18 protein-coding genes are annotated in these 17,775 nt (G+C 65.2%); 14 read left to right on the top strand and 4 right to left on the bottom strand.

All coding sequences use genetic code 11. The features are described 5' to 3' along the window. The first annotated feature begins 174 nt into the window (after positions 1-174). The 10 genes from P8014_RS06590 (at position 175) to P8014_RS06635 (ending at position 11,595) form a co-directional block, all read left to right on the top strand. Positions 175-1,092 carry a DMT family transporter gene (locus P8014_RS06590; RefSeq protein WP_337816517.1) on the top strand — a complete coding sequence of 306 codons (918 nt, stop codon included), beginning with the start codon at positions 175-177 and terminating at the stop codon, positions 1,090-1,092. 255 nt (positions 1,093-1,347) lie between these two features. After that, a complete protein-coding gene (locus P8014_RS06595; protein WP_337816518.1) occupies positions 1,348-3,600 on the top strand; it encodes a hypothetical protein in 2,253 nt (750 codons plus the stop codon). Between the two features lie 6 nt (positions 3,601-3,606). After that, positions 3,607-4,203 carry a hypothetical protein gene (locus P8014_RS06600; protein WP_337816519.1) on the top strand — a complete coding sequence of 199 codons (597 nt, stop codon included), beginning with the start codon at positions 3,607-3,609 and terminating at the stop codon, positions 4,201-4,203. Between the two features lie 251 nt (positions 4,204-4,454). Beyond that, complete coding sequence (locus P8014_RS06605) at positions 4,455-4,997, top strand: DUF805 domain-containing protein (protein ID WP_337816520.1); 543 nt, start codon at positions 4,455-4,457, stop codon at positions 4,995-4,997. 7 nt (positions 4,998-5,004) lie between these two features. Beyond that, positions 5,005-5,685: an RDD family protein gene (locus tag P8014_RS06610; protein WP_337816521.1), complete on the top strand. Its 681-nt coding sequence runs from the start codon at positions 5,005-5,007 to the stop codon at positions 5,683-5,685. After that, positions 5,682-6,665: a stage II sporulation protein M gene (locus tag P8014_RS06615; RefSeq protein ID WP_337816522.1), complete on the top strand. Its 984-nt coding sequence runs from the start codon at positions 5,682-5,684 to the stop codon at positions 6,663-6,665. Before P8014_RS06610 ends, P8014_RS06615 begins: the two co-directional genes overlap by 4 nt. Then, positions 6,655-8,145: a DUF4129 domain-containing protein gene (locus P8014_RS06620; protein ID WP_337816523.1), complete on the top strand. Its 1,491-nt coding sequence runs from the start codon at positions 6,655-6,657 to the stop codon at positions 8,143-8,145. The genes P8014_RS06615 and P8014_RS06620 overlap by 11 nt, the downstream gene beginning before the upstream one ends. Then, positions 8,138-9,283: a DUF4350 domain-containing protein gene (locus P8014_RS06625; protein WP_337816524.1), complete on the top strand. Its 1,146-nt coding sequence runs from the start codon at positions 8,138-8,140 to the stop codon at positions 9,281-9,283. Before P8014_RS06620 ends, P8014_RS06625 begins: the two co-directional genes overlap by 8 nt. 21 nt (positions 9,284-9,304) lie before the next feature. Then, positions 9,305-10,288, top strand: coding sequence for a MoxR family ATPase (locus tag P8014_RS06630; protein ID WP_337816525.1), 984 nt, complete (start codon positions 9,305-9,307; stop codon positions 10,286-10,288). Continuing rightward, the gene (locus P8014_RS06635) at positions 10,285-11,595 is read left to right on the top strand and encodes a DUF58 domain-containing protein (RefSeq protein ID WP_337816526.1); all 1,311 of its coding nucleotides are present in this window, start codon (positions 10,285-10,287) and stop codon (positions 11,593-11,595) included. Before P8014_RS06630 ends, P8014_RS06635 begins: the two co-directional genes overlap by 4 nt. A 271-nt stretch (positions 11,596-11,866) precedes the next feature. Here P8014_RS06635 and P8014_RS06640 read toward each other — a convergent pair whose 3' ends face one another. Continuing rightward, on the bottom strand, positions 11,867-12,364 hold the full coding sequence (locus P8014_RS06640; RefSeq protein ID WP_337816527.1) for a pyridoxamine 5'-phosphate oxidase family protein: 498 nt from the start codon (positions 12,362-12,364) through the stop codon (positions 11,867-11,869). Positions 12,365-12,369: 5 nt separating this feature from the next. Beyond that, on the bottom strand, positions 12,370-12,972 hold the full coding sequence (locus P8014_RS06645; protein WP_337816528.1) for a hypothetical protein: 603 nt from the start codon (positions 12,970-12,972) through the stop codon (positions 12,370-12,372). A gap of 138 nt (positions 12,973-13,110) precedes the next feature. Here P8014_RS06645 and P8014_RS06650 point away from each other — a divergent pair, with 138 nt between their 5' ends. Genes P8014_RS06650 through P8014_RS06660 form a run of 3 tightly spaced genes read left to right on the top strand, consistent with a single transcriptional unit; the run spans position 13,111 to position 15,209 of the window. Further along, positions 13,111-13,773 (top strand): hypothetical protein, encoded by a 663-nt coding sequence (locus P8014_RS06650; protein WP_337816529.1) that lies wholly within the window; start codon positions 13,111-13,113, stop codon positions 13,771-13,773. 5 nt (positions 13,774-13,778) lie between these two features. Beyond that, the gene (locus P8014_RS06655) at positions 13,779-14,213 is read left to right on the top strand and encodes a YcgN family cysteine cluster protein (protein ID WP_337816530.1); all 435 of its coding nucleotides are present in this window, start codon (positions 13,779-13,781) and stop codon (positions 14,211-14,213) included. Positions 14,214-14,228: 15 nt separating this feature from the next. Continuing rightward, entirely contained in the window at positions 14,229-15,209 is a 981-nt protein-coding gene (locus P8014_RS06660; RefSeq protein WP_337816531.1) for an NAD(P)-binding protein, read from the top strand. Between the two features lie 16 nt (positions 15,210-15,225). On the opposite strand, the gene P8014_RS06665 is transcribed toward P8014_RS06660, so the two are convergent. Continuing rightward, a complete protein-coding gene (locus P8014_RS06665; protein ID WP_337816532.1) occupies positions 15,226-15,900 on the bottom strand; it encodes a glutathione S-transferase family protein in 675 nt (224 codons plus the stop codon). 42 nt (positions 15,901-15,942) lie between these two features. On the opposite strand from P8014_RS06665, the gene P8014_RS06670 reads away from it, so the two are divergent. Continuing rightward, positions 15,943-16,341, top strand: a complete 399-nt coding sequence (locus P8014_RS06670) for a S4 domain-containing protein (RefSeq protein ID WP_337816533.1) — start codon at positions 15,943-15,945, stop codon at positions 16,339-16,341. 14 nt (positions 16,342-16,355) lie between these two features. On the opposite strand, the gene P8014_RS06675 is transcribed toward P8014_RS06670, so the two are convergent. Next, entirely contained in the window at positions 16,356-17,573 is a 1,218-nt protein-coding gene (locus P8014_RS06675) for an MFS transporter (protein ID WP_337816534.1), read from the bottom strand. Positions 17,574-17,775: the final 202 nt, after the last annotated feature.

The following is a 17,775-nucleotide window of genomic DNA, read 5'->3' on the forward strand; positions in this document are numbered from 1 at the left end:
GTGTCGTGCGAAGAACCGGGGAGAGGGAGCGCCTGCAGTCGCGCGCCTTGCCGGAGGTGGAGACTGGGCTGCTCTCGGTCCGATGACGCTTTACAGCCGGATCGGCCAGCACGCCGCGGCGATTTTCCCGGCATAATCGCTGACTTCCAGCAACAAGGGTTAAAGGGACGATTCATGCATAACGGCGGGCAGACCGGCGCGCGTCTGGCGCTGCTTTCGGTGTCGGCGGTTTGGGGACTGACCTTCGTGGTTGTGGCCGATGCGGTCAGCGTTACCAACCCCTATATGTTCAACGCGGCTCGGTTCGCTTTGGGCGCGGCGCTGGTCGGTCTGGTGGTGGCCATGCGCGGCGGGCTGCGGACCGCCGGCTTGGTCCGCCACCTGCGCTACGGCGTGGTGCTCGGCACTCTGCTGTTCGGCGGCTTCATCACCCAGACCATCGGATTGCAGAGCACGACGCCGGGCAAGGCCGGGTTCATCACCGGTCTGTCGGTGGTGCTGGTGCCGTTCTTCAGTCATTTCCTGCTCGGCATACGGGTGCGTCGTATCGAGGCTGTTGCAGCCGGCGTGTCCCTATTGGGGTTGTTCCTGCTCTCGCTGACCGGCGGCGTTGGCGGGGTAGTGGTGGGTGATGCATACGTGTTGGTCTGTGCGCTGTTTTTCGGTCTGCACATCGTGGTGACGGATCGTTTCGTCAAGCATACGGAGGTCAGCGTGGGGGTGCTGACGTTGGTGCAGCTGTCAGTGGTGTTGCTGCTCAGCCTGGCGTTTTCGGCTGGCCTATACGGTGATCTCGCAGTGCAGGCGAGCGTGCTGGCCGATCCCAAGGTCTACGTCGGTGTTGTGGTCTGTGGCGTGCTCGCCACCGCGTATGCCTATCTGGTGCAGACGGGTATGCAGCGTCGGGTGGGGCCCACACAGGTGGCGCTGATCTTCATCATGGAGCCGGTGTTCGCCGGTCTGTTCGATTACCTGTTCGATGGTCGCCTGATGAATGCGGCGCAGCTGTTGGGGGCGGGACTCATCGTGCTTGCCATGGGCATGACGGAAATACGGCTGCCGCGTCGCCGGGAGGCGCGTGCACCGCTTTGAAGCCTGCTTCTTGGCCGAACTTTTTCCTGCCAGGAGAGTCGTACTATCGATTCGGCAACTAAATAGTTGCCGAATCGATAAAGGATTGGGGGACCGTAAGAATAATATCGGCGCGTGTCGTCTGACCCGGGGTAGTGTCCTCCTGCGAGTTTTGTCTGTGGTGTACGATGCAGCACGGGCGGGATGTGGCTTATCCAAAGGGGTTGGGGAATGAACGGACGATTACGGACGCATTCGTTATTGCGCGTTTTTCAGATGCTCGCTTCTCTGAGCGTCGTTCCGATGTTCGGTATGCCGGCATATGCGGACGAGGTCGGCGTGCTGCGCTATAGCGGTGCACAGCACGGAGCGGCGCATTTCGCCTCGGCGGATTGCAGCTTCATCGGCGACAAACTGCAGACGCTGATGGCGCCGCATCAGAGCGACAGCGCTTCGCGGGACAGCGGCCCCTATCTGGCATATACCGAGGGGGCGATCATTTTTCAACTGGATCAGGCGCATGTGACGGCGGAAAACCAGTTCATGCACCTTGGAACAGGGCAGGGCGTGTCCTCTGCACGTTCGAACGGGCATTGGACTGTGACGTTCCACGACGCGAAGCTGGTCAATGCCGATTTCGCTCACCAGAAAACGCTGGTGTTGAACGGTTCCTTGCGTTGCGGCGATACGGTCAGCATGAAGCGGTCCGCGGATCAGAGCGGGCAGCGCGATGCCGATTCACGCCCCGTGTCCAAGGTGCATTTCGGCGTACTCTCCGAATCGGCATGGACGACGCTGGCGAATGCCGGGGGCATCGTGATCGACGGCAGTTCGCATGCGGAGCCTTCGATACAGGTGGTGTTCGATCCCAACAACCCTTATGACGCGCGGGTGTATCGCCGCATGCGCAGCGATTATCCGGGTATCCCCGTGCGCTGGGTCCCTGTCGCCTACATGCGTGCCGATAGCGCCGCCATGGCAGGGGCCATGCTGTCGTCAAGTGATCCCGCCGCGAGTCTCGATCAGGATCTCGGACAGTACGACGAGCAGGCGAAACATGGGGGATATCGGCTTCCCGCCGGTCGCCAGTGGACGCTGCCGCCGGCCAACCAGACCTTGTTCCAGGCATGGAAGGGGTGGGGTGGATATACGCCGATGTTTATTCTTCGTAGTCGGGACGGACGTATCCTCAAGACGGGCGGCGCTCGCGCAGAGGTGTTGCGCAGTGTGATTGCGCATGCGCGCAAGGCCGGGGCGTCGGACGCTGCCGCGACGCCTTCGCTTTCCGACCGGCTCGAATTTAAGGCGGAACAGCTGTGTCAGAGCACGCCTCGCGGCATACGCCGGACCGGCTGCATCCACGCCTATCGGCAGGAGTTGGCGGCCGGTTCCGGCAAGCTCCGCCTCAGTGATGCGCAGATGGCGACGGCCATGACGACCGTTGCCTTGCAGTCGGTTCTGGCGCTGGATGCCACGGTGCGCTATTGGCACGGCACGGTTAAGTGGGCGTGGCCGCTAGCCGCTCGCCGGGCACCGTTCCAGGCGGTATCGGAGGGCCTCGGCGGGACTGGTTCGCGCAAACCTCCGCAGTTGATGGCCTGCCCGGGCGGCGGTACCCTCGGTTTGATCGACAACGGAGGCGGTGCGCGGGAAATGAAGACGCAGCACCGGCTACCCACCGTTGAAGTGGGCTTCAGCGATAGCTGCCGCCTACGGGCGGGCGGCCCGGCGGCGACGGCAGTGGCGCCCACGGTTCGCTACCGTACCCAGTTCAGTGCGCCGGACGGACAAGGGCAGGCGGCGCCTGAGCCGGTCTACCTGTTGTTCAACTCGCAGCCGCGGCTGGACAACATGCCGGCCTGGATCGCTCAGGGGCCGCTGGGCGTAGTGCGGACGGACGGCGGGCGGATCAAGGTCTATGCCGATACGCCCGAGGAGAATGACAGTGGACTCAGTTTCGTTTTCTGGCCGGAGCGGGCGCATCATGTCGAACATCGGCCTTATGGGGGGGTGACGCTGCGTGTCGATGCAAATACGCCGGGCGTGACGGCGGGCGACTGCATCGACGCTGGGCACCGCTGCCTGCTGTTGGATACCGATGTCGGTGCGCCGGATCGAATCCTGGCGCATTACCGCCTGAACGGCAGTCTCGACGCTGCGCCGCAGCCGGTGCCGCTTGGTCTCATGCCGTTTCTAATGACGGTCGATACGAAGACGGCTCTGGCGTTTTCGAACGAAGGCCGCAGCATGGCGTGGCAACGCGGCGTGCTGAGCTTGCGCAGCCGCCACGTGTCCGGGCAGGGTAATCCCGCGGTCGACGATTGGCGGATCACGGCGCGTCCCGGACAATCGGAGGGGCGGGCCGTGGTGCACATCGCGTGGACACGGGGGTCGGGATCGCAGGCACGCTCGGGAGCGGTCGACGTGCCGCAGGCTCGGTTGGTATCGATGCCGCATTATTGCACGCAGGGGGAAACGGGGTGGGCATGCGTCGCACCGGCCTATTCCCCCGATTGGGACGAAAACTGACGTGCTTTGTTCAATCGTTTCTTGAAACTCTGGGGAGGGAACATGATGCAGCGAATTTCACGTGTTTTCGGCGCCGGTTTATCGGTACTGGTACTCGCCGTGCTGGTGAGCGCGGCAGTCAATACGGCCAGCGCTTCGGAAGCCGGCGACATGGCCGCGCTCAAAGGCTTCAAGCTGACGCCGGAGTTCATACGCAAATGGCAGGCCTACGAGGAAGCGGCAGCTAAGCGCCCGTGCCAGTTGTCGCCTCTGGTCGCCTTCGGGAAGGCGGATAATGCATCGTCGTCGCTCGAACAGACCATCAAGGCGTTCGATGCGCAGCCCGGTGTGCATGCCGAGTTGAAAAAGGTGGGCTTGACCGCGCGCGAGACAATACTCGGGATATCGGTTCTGATGGCGGCTGCAATGCAGGAGATGGTCTCGCGCTATCCGTCAATGGCAGGACAGGGCGATGGACCCGGCGCCGTGTTGAGTGCGTCGAACAAGGCCTTTTACCACAAGCACAAGGATGAGTTGCATCGGTTCCAGCGCAAACTCGGCAGGGAAATGATGCAGAAAAACGGTGGCAGGATGCCCTCGTGTCTGGGCGACAGCGGCCAATAGAAGGGCGTTTGGAAATCGGGCTCCGGCAGGGCCGGCTTTGTGCAAGGTGGGCTTGATCCAGCGGAGCAGCCTCTGCGCCGGAGTCCCGCTAGATGTTCGATGCGAGGCGCGGGAACGGCATCGGCCGAAGAGCTTGAAGTCCTTGTCTATTTTGTGCTTATTTGTGTGTGGGCGGTGGCAACGTCCTGCGTATGGTTTTGCGTGCCTTGCCGCCGATAAGAGCCAAGAAAAACCGCAAGGGGTATTTGATAATGGAGCAGAGCAATCCGTATCGCGCGCCGTCTGTCGACGTTTCCAGCATGATCGATGACGGAACCTACGACCAGACCAACCCGCTCTCGCCCAAGGGGCGTTTCGGGCGGCTCAGCTATCTTGCCTGGATTTTCCTGGTCGGCATCGCCATGTACGCAGTGATGGCGGTGCTTGGTGTGGCCATCTTCGGTGCGTCGATGTTCACGTCCGGCGCGAATGGGGTGCCGGGGGCGGGCATGGCGTTGCTGCTGCCGCTGGAGCTGGTGGCATTCGTGTTTTTCGCGCTCATTGCAATTCGCCGGCTGCACGATTGCAATGCGTCTGGTTGGTGGTTACTGCTGATTGTGGTACCTCTAGCCAACGTCGTTTTCGGATTGTTCCTGGTGCTGAAAGCCGGTTCCGAGGGAGGTAACCGTTTCGGATCGCCGCGCCTCACCCGCGGCTGGGAGAGGGTTCTCGCTTATATCAATATCGGTTTCATGGTGTTGGCGCTTGTCGGCGGCATCGTCGCCGCCGTCGTGATTCCCGGGCTGGCCCACTGAACCCGTCTTGTCGGCAACGCCACTCGATACCGTATACGCCTTCGAGACGCCGGAAGGCGTCGATCTCGGTCTGAGAACCGCCGGGCCGGTGCCGCGCGCGCTGGCCTGGCTCATCGACGGGGTGATTCGCTATGCAGTGTTGGCAGGGCTGTCGCTGGCGATTGCCCGGCTGGCCGGGTTCGGCGTCGGCCTGTTTCTGGTGATGCTGTTCCTGATGGAATGGCTGTATCCGGTCTATTTCGAGGTCAGCCGCGGAGCGACTCCGGGCAAGAGAGTGCTCGGTCTGCTGGTGGTACACGATAACGGTACGCCGGTGGGTGTGCCGGCTTCGCTGATCCGCAATCTGTTGCGGGTGGTCGACTTCTTTCCGGCCCTGTATGCCACGGGTCTGGCCTGCGTGCTGATCAATCGCCGTTTCAAGCGCCTCGGTGATCTGGCTGCGGGAACCCTGGTGATCTATGCGGACCGGGCCCAGCAGGCCGCGGCCCTGCCGATCGTTGACCCTCGGCCTCTGCCGGCGGGCGTGTCCACGGACGAGCAGCGCGCGTTGCTGGATTTCGCCGAACGCAGCGGTACCCTGGCCTCGGCACGGGTGGAGGAACTGGCCGAGCTGCTGACCGGAGAGCACGGCACGCGGGCCGTGCAACGGGCGCACAGCTACGCCAACTGGCTGGCGCGAGGGCGATGAAGCAGGAGCAGTTCGTGCAAGGGCGCCGTCCGGCCTGGGAGTTGTTGCGCCGGCTTCTCGATCAGTTGGAAAAACCTTCGCGCCGGCGCGAGGCTGCTCCTTTGGAGCAACTCCCTGAGCTGTATCGGCAGGTGTGCGCGGACTACGCTCTGGCCAGGCACCGCAGCTACAGCAGCGCGCTGGTGGACGAGCTGCACGGCCTGACCCTGCGCGGACACCGTCAGCTCTATCGCCGCAAGAGCCTGTGGTGGTGGCGTGCCGTGCGCTTCGTGCGCAGTGAATTCCCGCGTACGCTGCGGCGCAACGCCCGCCTGTTCTGGCTGGCTTCGGCGCTGTTCTATCTGCCGGCCGTGGTGATGGGCGGGCTGTGCTATCACGACGGCGACTTCATCTATACCGTCATGAGTTCCAAGCAGGTGAGCCGGATGGAGTACATGTACGATCCGGCCAACAGCAAGCTGGGGCGCAGCCAGGCGCGCGAATCGAGTACCGACGTCCAGATGTTCGGCTACTACGTCTGGAACAACATCGGGATCGGGTTCCGCACGTTCGCCAGCGGCATCGTCTTCGGTCTCGGACCGTTGCTGCTCCTGCTGTTCAACGGCGTCACCATCGGCTCCGTGGCCGGGCACCTGACACAGCTGGGATTTCTCGGTACTTTCTGGCCGTTCGTGGCGGGACACAGCGCATTCGAGCTAACGGCGATCTGCATCAGCGGCACGGCCGGACTGATGCTGGCCAGGGCGCTGCTGGCGCCCGGCCGCCGCAGCCGCGCCGAGGCCCTGCGCGCCGAGGCGCACGAAGCCGTTAAGCTGGTCATGGGGGCGGCGCTGATGCTGCTGGTGGCGGCCTGCATCGAGGCGTTCTGGTCGGGCGACGGCGCCATCGCTCCGCCGGTAAAGTTCGCGGCGGCGGCGCTGCTGTGGCTGGCGGTCATCCTGTACCTGTCGTTGGCGGGGCGCGATCAAGATGGAGCTTGAACGCCTGGCGGTCAACGTGCGCAGTCGCACGCCCTGGGAAGGGCTCGATCTTGGATTCGTTATCGCTCGCCACTGGTTCCTGCCTCTCTGGGGGCTGTGGTGGCTTACCGCGCTGCCGGTCGCCGGCCTCGCGTTGCTGGTGTTCCACGGTTCGCCGGGTTGGGCCGCGGTTGCGGTCTGGTGGTTCAAGCCGCTGTACGAACCGGCCCTGCTGTATTGGCTCAGCCGCCGCCTGTTCGGCGAATCCCTGTCCGTGCGCGAACTGGCCGGCGAATGGCGCAAGGTGCTGCTGCCGCGTCTACTGCACAATCTCACGCTGTGGCGCTTGGGCGGCAGGCGGTCGCTGTTCCTGCCGGTGGCGCAGCTGGAAGGGCTGCGCGGGGCCGAGCGGCGCAAGCGGGCTGGTGTGCTCGGGGGCGGAGGTTCGGCCGCGTTCTGGCTGACCGTCGTGTGTTCCAACTTCGAGGGCATCCTGGCACTGGGAGCGGTGTTGCTGCTGACCTCCCTGTTGCCGGAGTCCTTGCGTTCGGCGTTGTGGACGCCCTACAGCGGCGTCCAGCCTGCGCTGACCTGGCTCGCCAACGGTTTCTGGCTGCTGGCGATGTCGCTGATCGCACCGTTCTACGTGGCCGGCGGTTTTTCCCTCTACCTCAATCGGCGTTCGCAGTTGGAGGCCTGGGACCTGGAGCTGCCGTTCCGCCGCATGGCGCCGCGCTTTCGGGGCGGCAGCGCGGTGGCGCTGGTCTGCTGCGCGGTGCTGGCACTGACGCTGATGCCGGTGCGTGGCGCTCATGCGGCGCAGCAGGCGAGCGGTGGCGAGGTGTTCGGCGCCATATCCGAGCCGACTTACGGGCTGCAGGTACGCCGCGCCGTCACGAAGGTGCTGGCGGCGCCCGTCTTCGGCAGGGAGAAGGTGGAACACTACTGGAAACGCGTCGGCCCAGGGCCCAAGACGGATGCAGGCAAGGCGCTCAGCGTGTTCGAGTGGGTTGCTTACGTGGCCGATCTGCTGAAATACCTGCTGATGGCGACGGCTGCCCTGGCTCTGGGATGGCTGCTGGTGTATACGCTGCGCCACGGCGGGCGGTTTCCGCGCCGCCGCCGGGCAGGCGTGTCGGCCGTCGCGACCACGCTGTTCGGCATGCCGATAACGCCCGATTCCCTGCCGGCGGACGTGGCGGGAGCCGTGCGCGGGCTGCTCGAGCGCGAATCGTCGCGGGACGCTCTCAGCCTGCTCTACCGGGCCACTCTGGCGCATCTGGTGAACGATTGCCGAATGCACATTCCGGAGAGTGCTACCGAGGGTGAATGCCGGAGGCTGGTGGGCGAACAGCGTCCCGCGAGCGAGGCGGCCCTGTTCGGACGCTTGACCGATATGTGGACACGCTGCGCCTACGCCCACGCACCACCTGACGCTGCCGATATCGCCGCGTTGGCGGACGACTGGGGCAAGCGCTACCGGAGCGAAGGCGATGCGTAAGGGCCTGGTGTGGCTGCTGATCGCCGTCGTTCTCGCAGTTGGCGCGGCGGGAGGCGTGTATTGGTTCAACAACAATTTCGTACTCGCTTCCCGCACGGTACGCGGCGGCTACGGCGAGGCGGCTTTGCGCGATCCGTTCCTGGCGGCCGAACGTCTGATCAGGCGGCTCGGTGGACAGTCCGGCAGCATTGGCGGGACGGGCCTGTGGCGCAAGCTGCCGCCGCCAGACGGCGTGCTCGTCATCGATCGCTTCGGGAACGTGCTGGACCCGCGCCGGCAGCAGGCGTTTCGGAACTGGGTCACCGCGGGCGGCAGGCTGGTGGTGGTGGCGAACAGCTCGCTGCTGGTACGGCGCGGGGTGCGGTCCAAGGGGTTTCTGGCGGCCCTGGGGGTGCGCCTGAAGCTGGCCCGCTACGATTCGAAACACAAGCCGCCGGAGACCGTCGCGATGCACTTCGCCGACTACCCACAGGCGGTGCACGTGCATCTCAGCCCTCTCCGCTATCTGGAAGACCGCAGCGGCAAGGCGACGGCGGCGGTGCGCTGGGAAAAGGGCTACGGCCTGCTGCAATACCGCCTGGGCAAGGGCGTGGTCACGGTGCTGAGCGACATCGGCTTTATCACCAACCGCCAGATCGGCAGACACGACCACGCCCTGGCCTTGGCGTTGTTGCTGGATTTGCCGCGCCATCCCCACGTCTGGTTCGTCCGCGACGTGAAAATGCCTTCGCTAGCGACGCTGATCTGGCAGCGTGCGCCGGCCGCCGTCGTCGCGGCGGCGTTGCTGATTTTTCTATGGCTGTGGTCGCTGGGTGGCCGGCTGGGACCGTTGCTGCCGCCTGCGCAGCGGCCGCGGCGCGACCTCGGCGAGCACCTCGAGGCGGGGGCCAACTACCTGTGGCGCCTGGACAAGGCGCAGCGCTTGTTCAGCGCCCATCAGCGGCGGCTGGAACAGCAGTGGCTGCACAAGCACTACGCGCTGCGCGCGATGACCCGCGAGCAGCGCTGCGCCTGGATCGCCGACCGTACCGGACTCGCGCCGGATGTGGTGGACGAGGCGCTGTACGGTGAATACCGCGGGGAACGCGAGTTCGTCGAACTGACCCGCCATCTTCAGGTTCTGGAGATGGCTTTGTAGAACGAGCCCAAGGATCAAACGATGGATGCCGAGAGTGAAGCACGACAGACCCTGACCGCAGCCGGTGAGCGCGTTCGCGAACTGGAAGCGATGATCGGCCGCACCATGATCGGCCAGCGCCAGGTGATCAGGGAGATCATCGTCGCGCTGGTGGCGGGCGGCCACGTCCTGGTGGAGGGCTTGCCGGGACTGGGCAAGACGCTGCTGGTGCGCAGCCTCGCCAAGGCGGTGGGGGGCAAGTACTCGCGGGTGCAGTTCACCCCGGATCTGATGCCCAGCGACATCACCGGGCACGTCCTGTTCGACATGAAGAGCGAGACGTTCCGCATGCGCCGCGGGCCGATATTCTGCAACTTCCTGCTCGGCGACGAGATCAACCGCGCGCCGGCCAAGACGCAGGCGGCCCTGCTGGAAGCCATGCAGGAGGAACAGGTGACCATCGAGGGCAGTGCGCTGGAGCTGAAGCAGCCGTTCCTGGTCATGGCGACGCAGAACCCGGTGGAGCAGGAAGGAACCTACCCCCTGCCGCAGGCGCAACTCGACCGCTTTCTGCTCAACGTGCGCATTGCCTATCCCAGCGAGGAGGAGGAACGGCAGCTGGTGCGCCAGGTGACGACCGATGCGGTGGGCAACCAGCTCGACGTTTCGGCGATTTCCGAGGTGATCACGCCCGAGGACGTGGTGGCGATTCAGCAGGCGGCGGCCCGCGTCGAGGTGGACGAGGCCATCCTCGGGTATCTCATCGACATCGTGCGCCGCAGCCGCAACTGGCAGGGCATAGAGACCGGCGCCGGCCCGCGCGCCGGCATCGCGCTGCTGCGCTGCGCGCGCGCCCAGGCCCTGTCCGACGGCAATCATTTCGTGACTCCCGACGACGTCAAGCAGATCGCTCCGGCGGTGTTGCGCCATCGCATCAAGCTCGGGGCCGATCTGGAGATCGAAGGCTACCGCGCCGACGACGTGCTCAAGGACCTGCTCGCCAGTGTCGAGGTGCCGCGCCGGTGAGATTCGCCCCCGGCCCGCGGCTGATCCAGGCAACGCTGGCATGGACGGCGCTGGGCGTGGCCGGCGCGTGGTGGCGTGACGGGCTGATCCTGTGGCAGGTGGTGGCTGTGTTGCTGGGAGCCGTGGCGTTCGCCGACTGGTGGCGCCTGAGAGCGTTGCCCACGCCGCAGATCGTACGGGGCATAGCGCGCAACCTGCCGGTGGCGGTCTGGTCTACGGTTGGCCTGAGCGTACGCAACGACGGATCGCAGCCGATCGGCTTCGATCTGCACGACCTGCATCCGCCTGAATTCGAGGTGCGCGGCATGCCGCTGAGTGCGCGCCTGGAATCCGGGCAGGAAGTGGACATCCGCTACCAGCTCAAGCCGCCCACACGTGGCGCTTTCCAACTCTTGGGAACGGATATCCGCGTCTTCTCGCCGTGGGGGCTGTGGCGGGAGCGGCGCCGTGCCGGCGAGGCCCGCGAGCTGCGCGTCTATCCGAATTTCGCCGAGATCGCCAACTACACGCTGCTGGGTACCGACAACCGTTTGGCTGAGATAGGCGTGCGGCGCCGGCAGCGGCGCGGAGAGGGCAACGAGTTCCACCAGCTGCGCGAGTACTATCCGGGCGACTCGCTGCACAAGATCGACTGGAAGGCGACGTCGCGCTATCGCAAGCTGATTTCACGCGAATACCAGGACGAACGCGACCAGCAGATACTGTTTCTGGTCGATTGCGGGCGACGCATGCACCATGCGGACGCCGAACGGGTCCACCTGGACGAGGCGCTGAACGCGATGCTGCTGCTGGCCTACGTATCGCTGCGCCAGGGGGACGCGGTTGGTTTCATGGCCTTTGGCGGAGTGCGGCGCTGGTTTGCGCCCCGCAAGGGGCCGCATGTGGTGACCGGATTGCTCAACGCCACCTATGACCTTCGTTCGACTACCGACGTTGCCGACTACCGGGTGGCGGCCGGCGAGTTGATGGCGCTGCAGCGACGGCGCGCGTTGATCGTGGTGTTGACCAACACTCGCGACGAGGACCATGCTGATCTGGAAGCGGCGGTGCGGGCGATGCGCAGCCGACATCTGGTGGTCGTGGCCGATCTGCGTGAGACGTTGTTGGACGAGTTGGGCGTGAGTCCGGTCGCCTCGCTGGAGCAGGCGCTGCGTTTTCACGCGGCGGAGGAATACCTGATGCGGCGCCGCCAAAGCCATGAGCGGCTCAGCTATCACGGTGCCCGGGTGTTGGATGTGGCGCCCGGTGAGCTGCCGGTGGCTTTGGTGAATCAGTATCTGGCGATCAAGCGGGGCGGGGTGCTGTGAGTATGAGGCTGTTTTTCGGGCGCGAATCAGCGTTTCCAGTATTGATCCTGCTTGGGCGCGTCACCTCGATTGATCTGAACTCCAAACGCTGATTCGCGCCCGAAAGGGCCTCAGCGCCAACAATTGAGAGCAGGTTTCACTGCATGGCGAACAGAAGCCACACATCTCGGATCGTGCCCGAAACCGGCCTTACTAGCCTAACGATGAACCTGCGGCTCTGCGCACTGGCTAACGCCAAAAACGAACCCCGACAGCCAACCCAAACCGAGCCTCAACCACCACCTTCATCCCTCGGCCCGATAGCCTGCAAACTCCCATCAACTATCCGATAAGCCTGCCCAAACCCACGCACGAAACGCCCCGCCTTCGGCATCAACCGAAACAAGCGGAAATCCGGCAGGTTGCGAAGCAGGTCGATCACGGCACCGAAACGTTCGCCAAACCGGACCAGACAAGCGTCCCAGTCGGCCGTGCCGCGCTCGATCTCCTCCACCGCACACGTGTGGCTGAGTCGGCGGCGGGCGAAGATCTGCAACGCGTCGGATTCGTCCTCCACCAGCAGGATGCCGATGGGGCGTCCCGATGCGAGGTGGGCGGTGTGCGGCGACAGGCTGCTGACGAACACGTGATAGCGATTCTGGGCGTCGCGGACGAAAGGCGCGGGACTGGCCTGCGGTGTGCCGGCGGTGTCCGTCGTGGCGAGGATCAGCGAGCGGCAGCTATTGCGCAGCGCGTCCAGTTCCGCTTCCGGCTGAGGGTCGTGCGGCACGCCGCTCAGCCTCCGCGCTGTTCCAGCCAGGCTTGGGCCTTCGTGGCGAGTTCGGAGGCGGCTTCGGGATCGCCCAGCAGTTCGCGCGCAGCTTCGGCCAATCCTTCGACGTCGTCGGCGGCGCGGACCACGCCGGCCTCGACGGCGGCCTTGACGGTCGGATCCTGACGGTGCGGGCCGACCAGCACCGGTTTGCCGGCGAGGATAGGGGTGACCAGATCGGGAGTGGTCGTGCTGTCCGCGCCCAGCGTGCCGCCGGGGACGACGAGTCCGGCGCAGGCGTAGAAATCGCGCACCGGCTCGGCTTCCTCGATGAAATAGACGCGGTTGTTCTTGGGTACCTTGGAGGTGAACAGGCGGCTGTGGCGTATCGTGGGCAGGCTGTACTTGATGGCTTCGCGGTAGACCGGCTCGTAGCGCTCGGGGTCGGCGGGGGTGATCATCATGATGGCGGTTTGCTTGCGCAGAATCTCGAACAGCAGGCCGTAAGCCCTGGCTTCCTCGTCTTCGCTGCCGGTGCGAGGCACGTAGAAGACCCAGTGATTGCGGTCATGGAATTCCTGGAAGCGTTCACACAAACTGGTGTCGGGGGTGTACTCCGGCAGCATGTCGGGGCTCCGAAAGGTTGGGTGGCGGAAATCTCGAGAACGCAGTGTACCGGTTTGCGCGGGGCAATCCAGACAGCCGTGGTTCGCGACGGGCGCTTGCTACAATCGCCGCGGGGTCGGATGCTGGGGAAGGACTGAATGCTGCGCAGCAGTCTGTTGATCGTGCTGGGCTTGCTGGTGGCGGCGTTGGGGGCGTCCGTTTGGTTGTTGCACGGCCAGCGCCCGGCGGCGCGCGATCTGCCGTGGAAGGTGGAGATTCTGCCCGACGGCGGTTCGAAAGTGTTCGGCGTTACGCTGGGGCAGACCACGGCACGCGAGCTGAGCCGGCGCCTCAAGACGTTTCCGCGGATTGCCCTGTTCGTTTCCAGCGGAGGGCGACGTAGTCTCGAGGTCTATTTCGGCAATGTTTCTCTGGGACTGTTCGAGGCGAAGCTGGATGTGGTGCTGAGAGCCTCGCCGGCGCAGCTGGCGGCGTTTGAACGACATGCGGTGGGGCGCAAGCCGATGCCCAGCGGCGCGTATCGCCTGGCGTTGACCGAGGCCGACACCGCGGCGGCCTTCGGCCTGCCGATCGCGGAGCTGGTTTACGCACCCGGCGTTCGCTATACCGACGAGCTGGTGCTGGGTTCGTTCGGCAAGCCGGCGCAGCGCGTGCGTTTGCGTGGCGGCGGGAGCTACTGGCTGTATCCTGGGCGGGGGTTGGTCATGTTGCGTGGTACGCGCGGCGCGGCGGTGCTGCACTACACGGCACCGGCCGATTTCGGACGGCTGCGCAAGCGGATCGAAGAACAGGCGGAGTAGGATTGATGGATGCTTTCTGGCGACGCAAGACCTTGAGCGAGATGACGCGCGAGGAATGGGAGTCGTTGTGCGACGGTTGTGGGCGCTGCTGCCTGCACAAACTCGAGGACGAGGACAGCGGTGAGCTGTATTTCACCAATCTGGCCTGCCGCCTGCTCGATCGGGATACCTGCCGCTGCAGCGATTACGCGCAGCGCTTCCAGCGCGTGCCGGACTGCATTTCCCTGCGCGCCGAGGATGTGCGCAAGTTCGCCTGGCTGCCGTCGACCTGTGCCTACCGGTTGCTTGCCGAGGAGCGCGAGCTGCCCGAATGGCATCCGTTGCTGACCGGCGACCCGAACAGCGTGCACCGCGCCGGGGTGTCGGCGCGAGGACGCTGCGTGAGCGAAACGGATGCGGCGGATGATATCGAAGAGCATATCGTTGACTGGCCGCGTTGACCGGGAGATGGATCGATGAGTAGACGTACGGCGGTCGTGGGCGCGGGTTTGGCCGGAGTGGTCTGCGCCCTGGATTTGAGTGCTTCGCGCGAGGTCGAGCTGTTCGAGCGCGAGTTGCATCCGGGCGGGCGTCTGGCGGCCTGCCGCGGCGGTGGTTTCGAGTTCGATTGCGGCGCACCGTATTTCATGGCGATGGCGCCGGAGTTTCGCGAGCGTCTGCGCGATTGGCTGATGGAAGACTTTCTCGCGCGTTGGGAAGGCTGGGCGGTCGAACTCGACAACGGCAATCTGCTCACGCGCGATCCGGGAGCGACGCGGTACGTCGGCGTGCCGAGCATGGCGGCGCTGGCGGGAAAGCTGGCGTCGCTCCTCGAGCTGAGGACCGGCGTGGATGTGACACAACTGTCGCGCGAGGCGGACGGCTGGTGGCTGATCGACGCGATGCAGCAGCGCCATGGCCCGTTTTCCGAAGTGATTTGCGCCACGCCGCCGGCCGATGCTGCGCGGCTGCTGGAGGCGCACGCGCCGGAGTTGGCGCAGCGGGCTCGGGCGGTGACGATGCGTCCGCGCTGGGTGGCGATGCTGGGCTTCGACGATGCCCTGGCGGCACCTTTTGATTCGGCGCACGTCGAAGGAGGGGCCTTGGCCTGGTGCGGGCGCAACAGCGCCAAACCCGGGCGTGTGGCGCGCGAGGCCTGGGTGCTGCTGGCCAATCCGGAATGGAGCGAAGCGCATGCGAACGCGCAGGAAGGCGTCGTGATCGAGGCCTTGTCGCAGGCTTTTGCCACGGCCTTGGGCGTGGACGTGCGCGCGGCGGTGTCGCTGGCGCGTTTCTGGGATGCCGCCGAGCCGATCAACCCGCTGGGCGATCCGTTTCTGGCCGACGAGGAGCTGAAGCTGTATGCCTGCGGCGACTGGTGTGTGGCGCCGCGTGTCGAGGGGGCGTTTCTAAGCGCCGCCGCGCTGGCGGCGGCGCTGGATGGCACTGAGTTCTAGAGTTTTCGTATGGACGTCAGGCGCTTGTCGCCGGTGCCAGGATGCTCGCCGCATAGTCGCCGTGTTCGCGCAGATAGTCCGCGAACAGTTCGGGAAAGTCGTCGACCACCGATTTGTGTACCTCCGGCAGCGCGAGCAGGGCGTCGGACCAGGCGCGTAGGCGCGGGAAGTCCTCCGCCGGCATGAGGTCGGCATGTTCGCGCAGCAAAGCGTAGCGCATGAATAGCGGCGCGTAGGCGGCGTCCACCAGTGACAGCTCGGCGCCGTTGAAGTAGGGGCCGTCGCCGAGTATGGCTTCGACCTTGGCGAGGTTGCGATGCGCGCGCTCCAGAACTTCGTCCCAGGTTTCCTCGTCCTTGGCGGTGGTGAGCTGGTACTGGTCGACGATGCATTGTTCGCCGAACTGGATCCAGCCGCGGTTCCTGGCGCGTAGCAGCGGATCCTCGGGGCTCAGCGAGTCGGGCGTGACGTCGTCGATGAATTCGTTGATGATCGCCGACTCGAACAGTACGGTGTCGTCGTCCACGCGCAGCGCAGGAACCTTGCCGAAGGGCGAGATTTCCAGAAACCAGGCCGGCGGTTCGGCGAGTTCGATGTAGGTGATGTCGAAGGGCGCGTTTTTGTGCAGCAGCGTGATCACGCTGCGCTGAACGAAAGGACAGAGTTTGAAACTGATCAGTTCCAGGCGCATGAGTATCTCCGGGTATATCGTGTCCGCGATCGGGAGGCGCGCATGACGGCGGTCGATGCGGAGGCCGGAATGCGGCTCGACAAGTGGTTGTGGGCGGCGCGGTTTTTCAAGACCCGCAGCCTCGCCACGCAGGCGGTCAACGGCGGCAAGGTACATCTGAACGGCGCCCGGGTAAAGCCGTCGCGCTTGCTGCGCTCCGGTGACGAGCTGACCATTCAGCGTGGTACGGAGCGCTACGAGGTCGAAGTGCTCGGCCTGGCGGCGCAACGCCGCCCTGCCGCCGAGGCGCAGAAGCTTTATGCCGAGAGCGAGGCCAGTCGACGCGCACGCGAGGACCTGCGCGAGCAGCGCCGTTTGCAGCGCGAGGCCGAGCCGGTGCCGGCGCGCCGACCGGACAAACGCCAGCGTCGTCAGATCCGACATTTCCGCGAGCGCGACTGAGCGCCTCGGCTCCCTTAGCTCGCCGGCTTGCTGTGCCATTCGGTAAGCCAGAAGAGCAGCGCGACCAACGCGAATCCCATGCACAGCACGCACACGCCGCGCCAGCCGTAGAACTGGTAAAGCCAGGCCGACAGCGACGAGCCGACGGCACCGCCCAGGAAGAAGCTGGTCATGTACGCGGTGGTGATGCGGCTGCGCGCCTCGGGGCGCAGACGGTAGATCTCGCTCTGGTTGGTGATCTGCGTGCCCTGCATGCCCAGGTCCATGAGCGCCACGCCAATGATCATGGCGATCAAAGATTCGCTGCCGACGTCCATCAGCCAGAAGGAAAACAGCACGGTGGCGAGGAAGGCGCCGGTGGTGGCGCGCGACCAGCCGCGGTCGGCCATGCGTCCGGCCGCCGAGGCGCTGAGTGCTCCGACCGCGCCGATCAGGCCGAAGGCGCCGATCAGGCTGTCGCTGTATCCATAGGGCGGACGGCTGAGCAGGAAGGGCAGGCAGGTCCATAGCGCGCTGAAAGTGGCGAACATCGCCGCGCCGTAGACGATACGCCTGCGCAGTACCGGTTCCTCGCGCAACAGAGGCAATACCGATACCAGCAATTCGGGATAGGAAAGCCGACGCTGGCTGTGCACGTCGGGCAGCATGCGCCACAGCACGCCAGCCTGTGCCAGCATCAACACGGCGGCTGCCCAGAATACGGCGCGCCAGCCGGCCGCATCGGCGAGAAAGCCGGATGCCGTGCGCGCCAGCAGAATGCCCATCAGCAGGCCGCTCATGACCTGCCCCACCACGCGGCCGCGGTTGTAGTCCTGTGCCAGAGTGGCGGCGAAGGGCACCAGGATCATGGCAACCACCGATGTCGTGCCCACGGCCAGCGAGGCGGCGAGGAAGACCCTGATGTCCGGCGATTCGGCGGCGACGGCGAGCGCGACGGCCGTGCCCAGCATGATGGTGACGATCAGTCTGCGGCGGTTGAGGACATCGCCTAGAGGCACGAGGACTACCAGGCCCAGCGCATAGCCGAGCTGGGTCAGGGTGACGATCAGGCCGGCAGTGCCGGTGCTTACTCCGAAGGTGTGCGCCAGGGTGTCGAGCAGTGGTTGCGCGTAGTAGAGGTTGGCCACTGCAATGCCGCACGCGACTGCCATGATGGCGACCAGGGAACCCTCGAGGACGAACGTGTCCGTCGTGGTTTCGTCGACGGCGTCTTCGTTGCCTTCAGTACGCATTCTGCGTTCCTTTGATTTTGATGGCGACGGCGACGCGCTCTCAGGTGTGCTGCCGCGCAGTAGGTGGTGCGAGTCAGGTGTGGGCCGAGGATGGGGTCGGCGCGCCGGTGCTGCGACGCGCCGTCGCTTGGGCCCGGAAATTCGTAATTCTGCGAAGTGAGCTGCAATTATAGGGAAATGCCGTGTGTGGTGCGGTCAGTGC

This window comes from Acidihalobacter sp. (assembly GCF_037381185.1).
Lineage (GTDB): Bacteria > Pseudomonadota > Gammaproteobacteria > DSM-5130 > Acidihalobacteraceae > Acidihalobacter_A.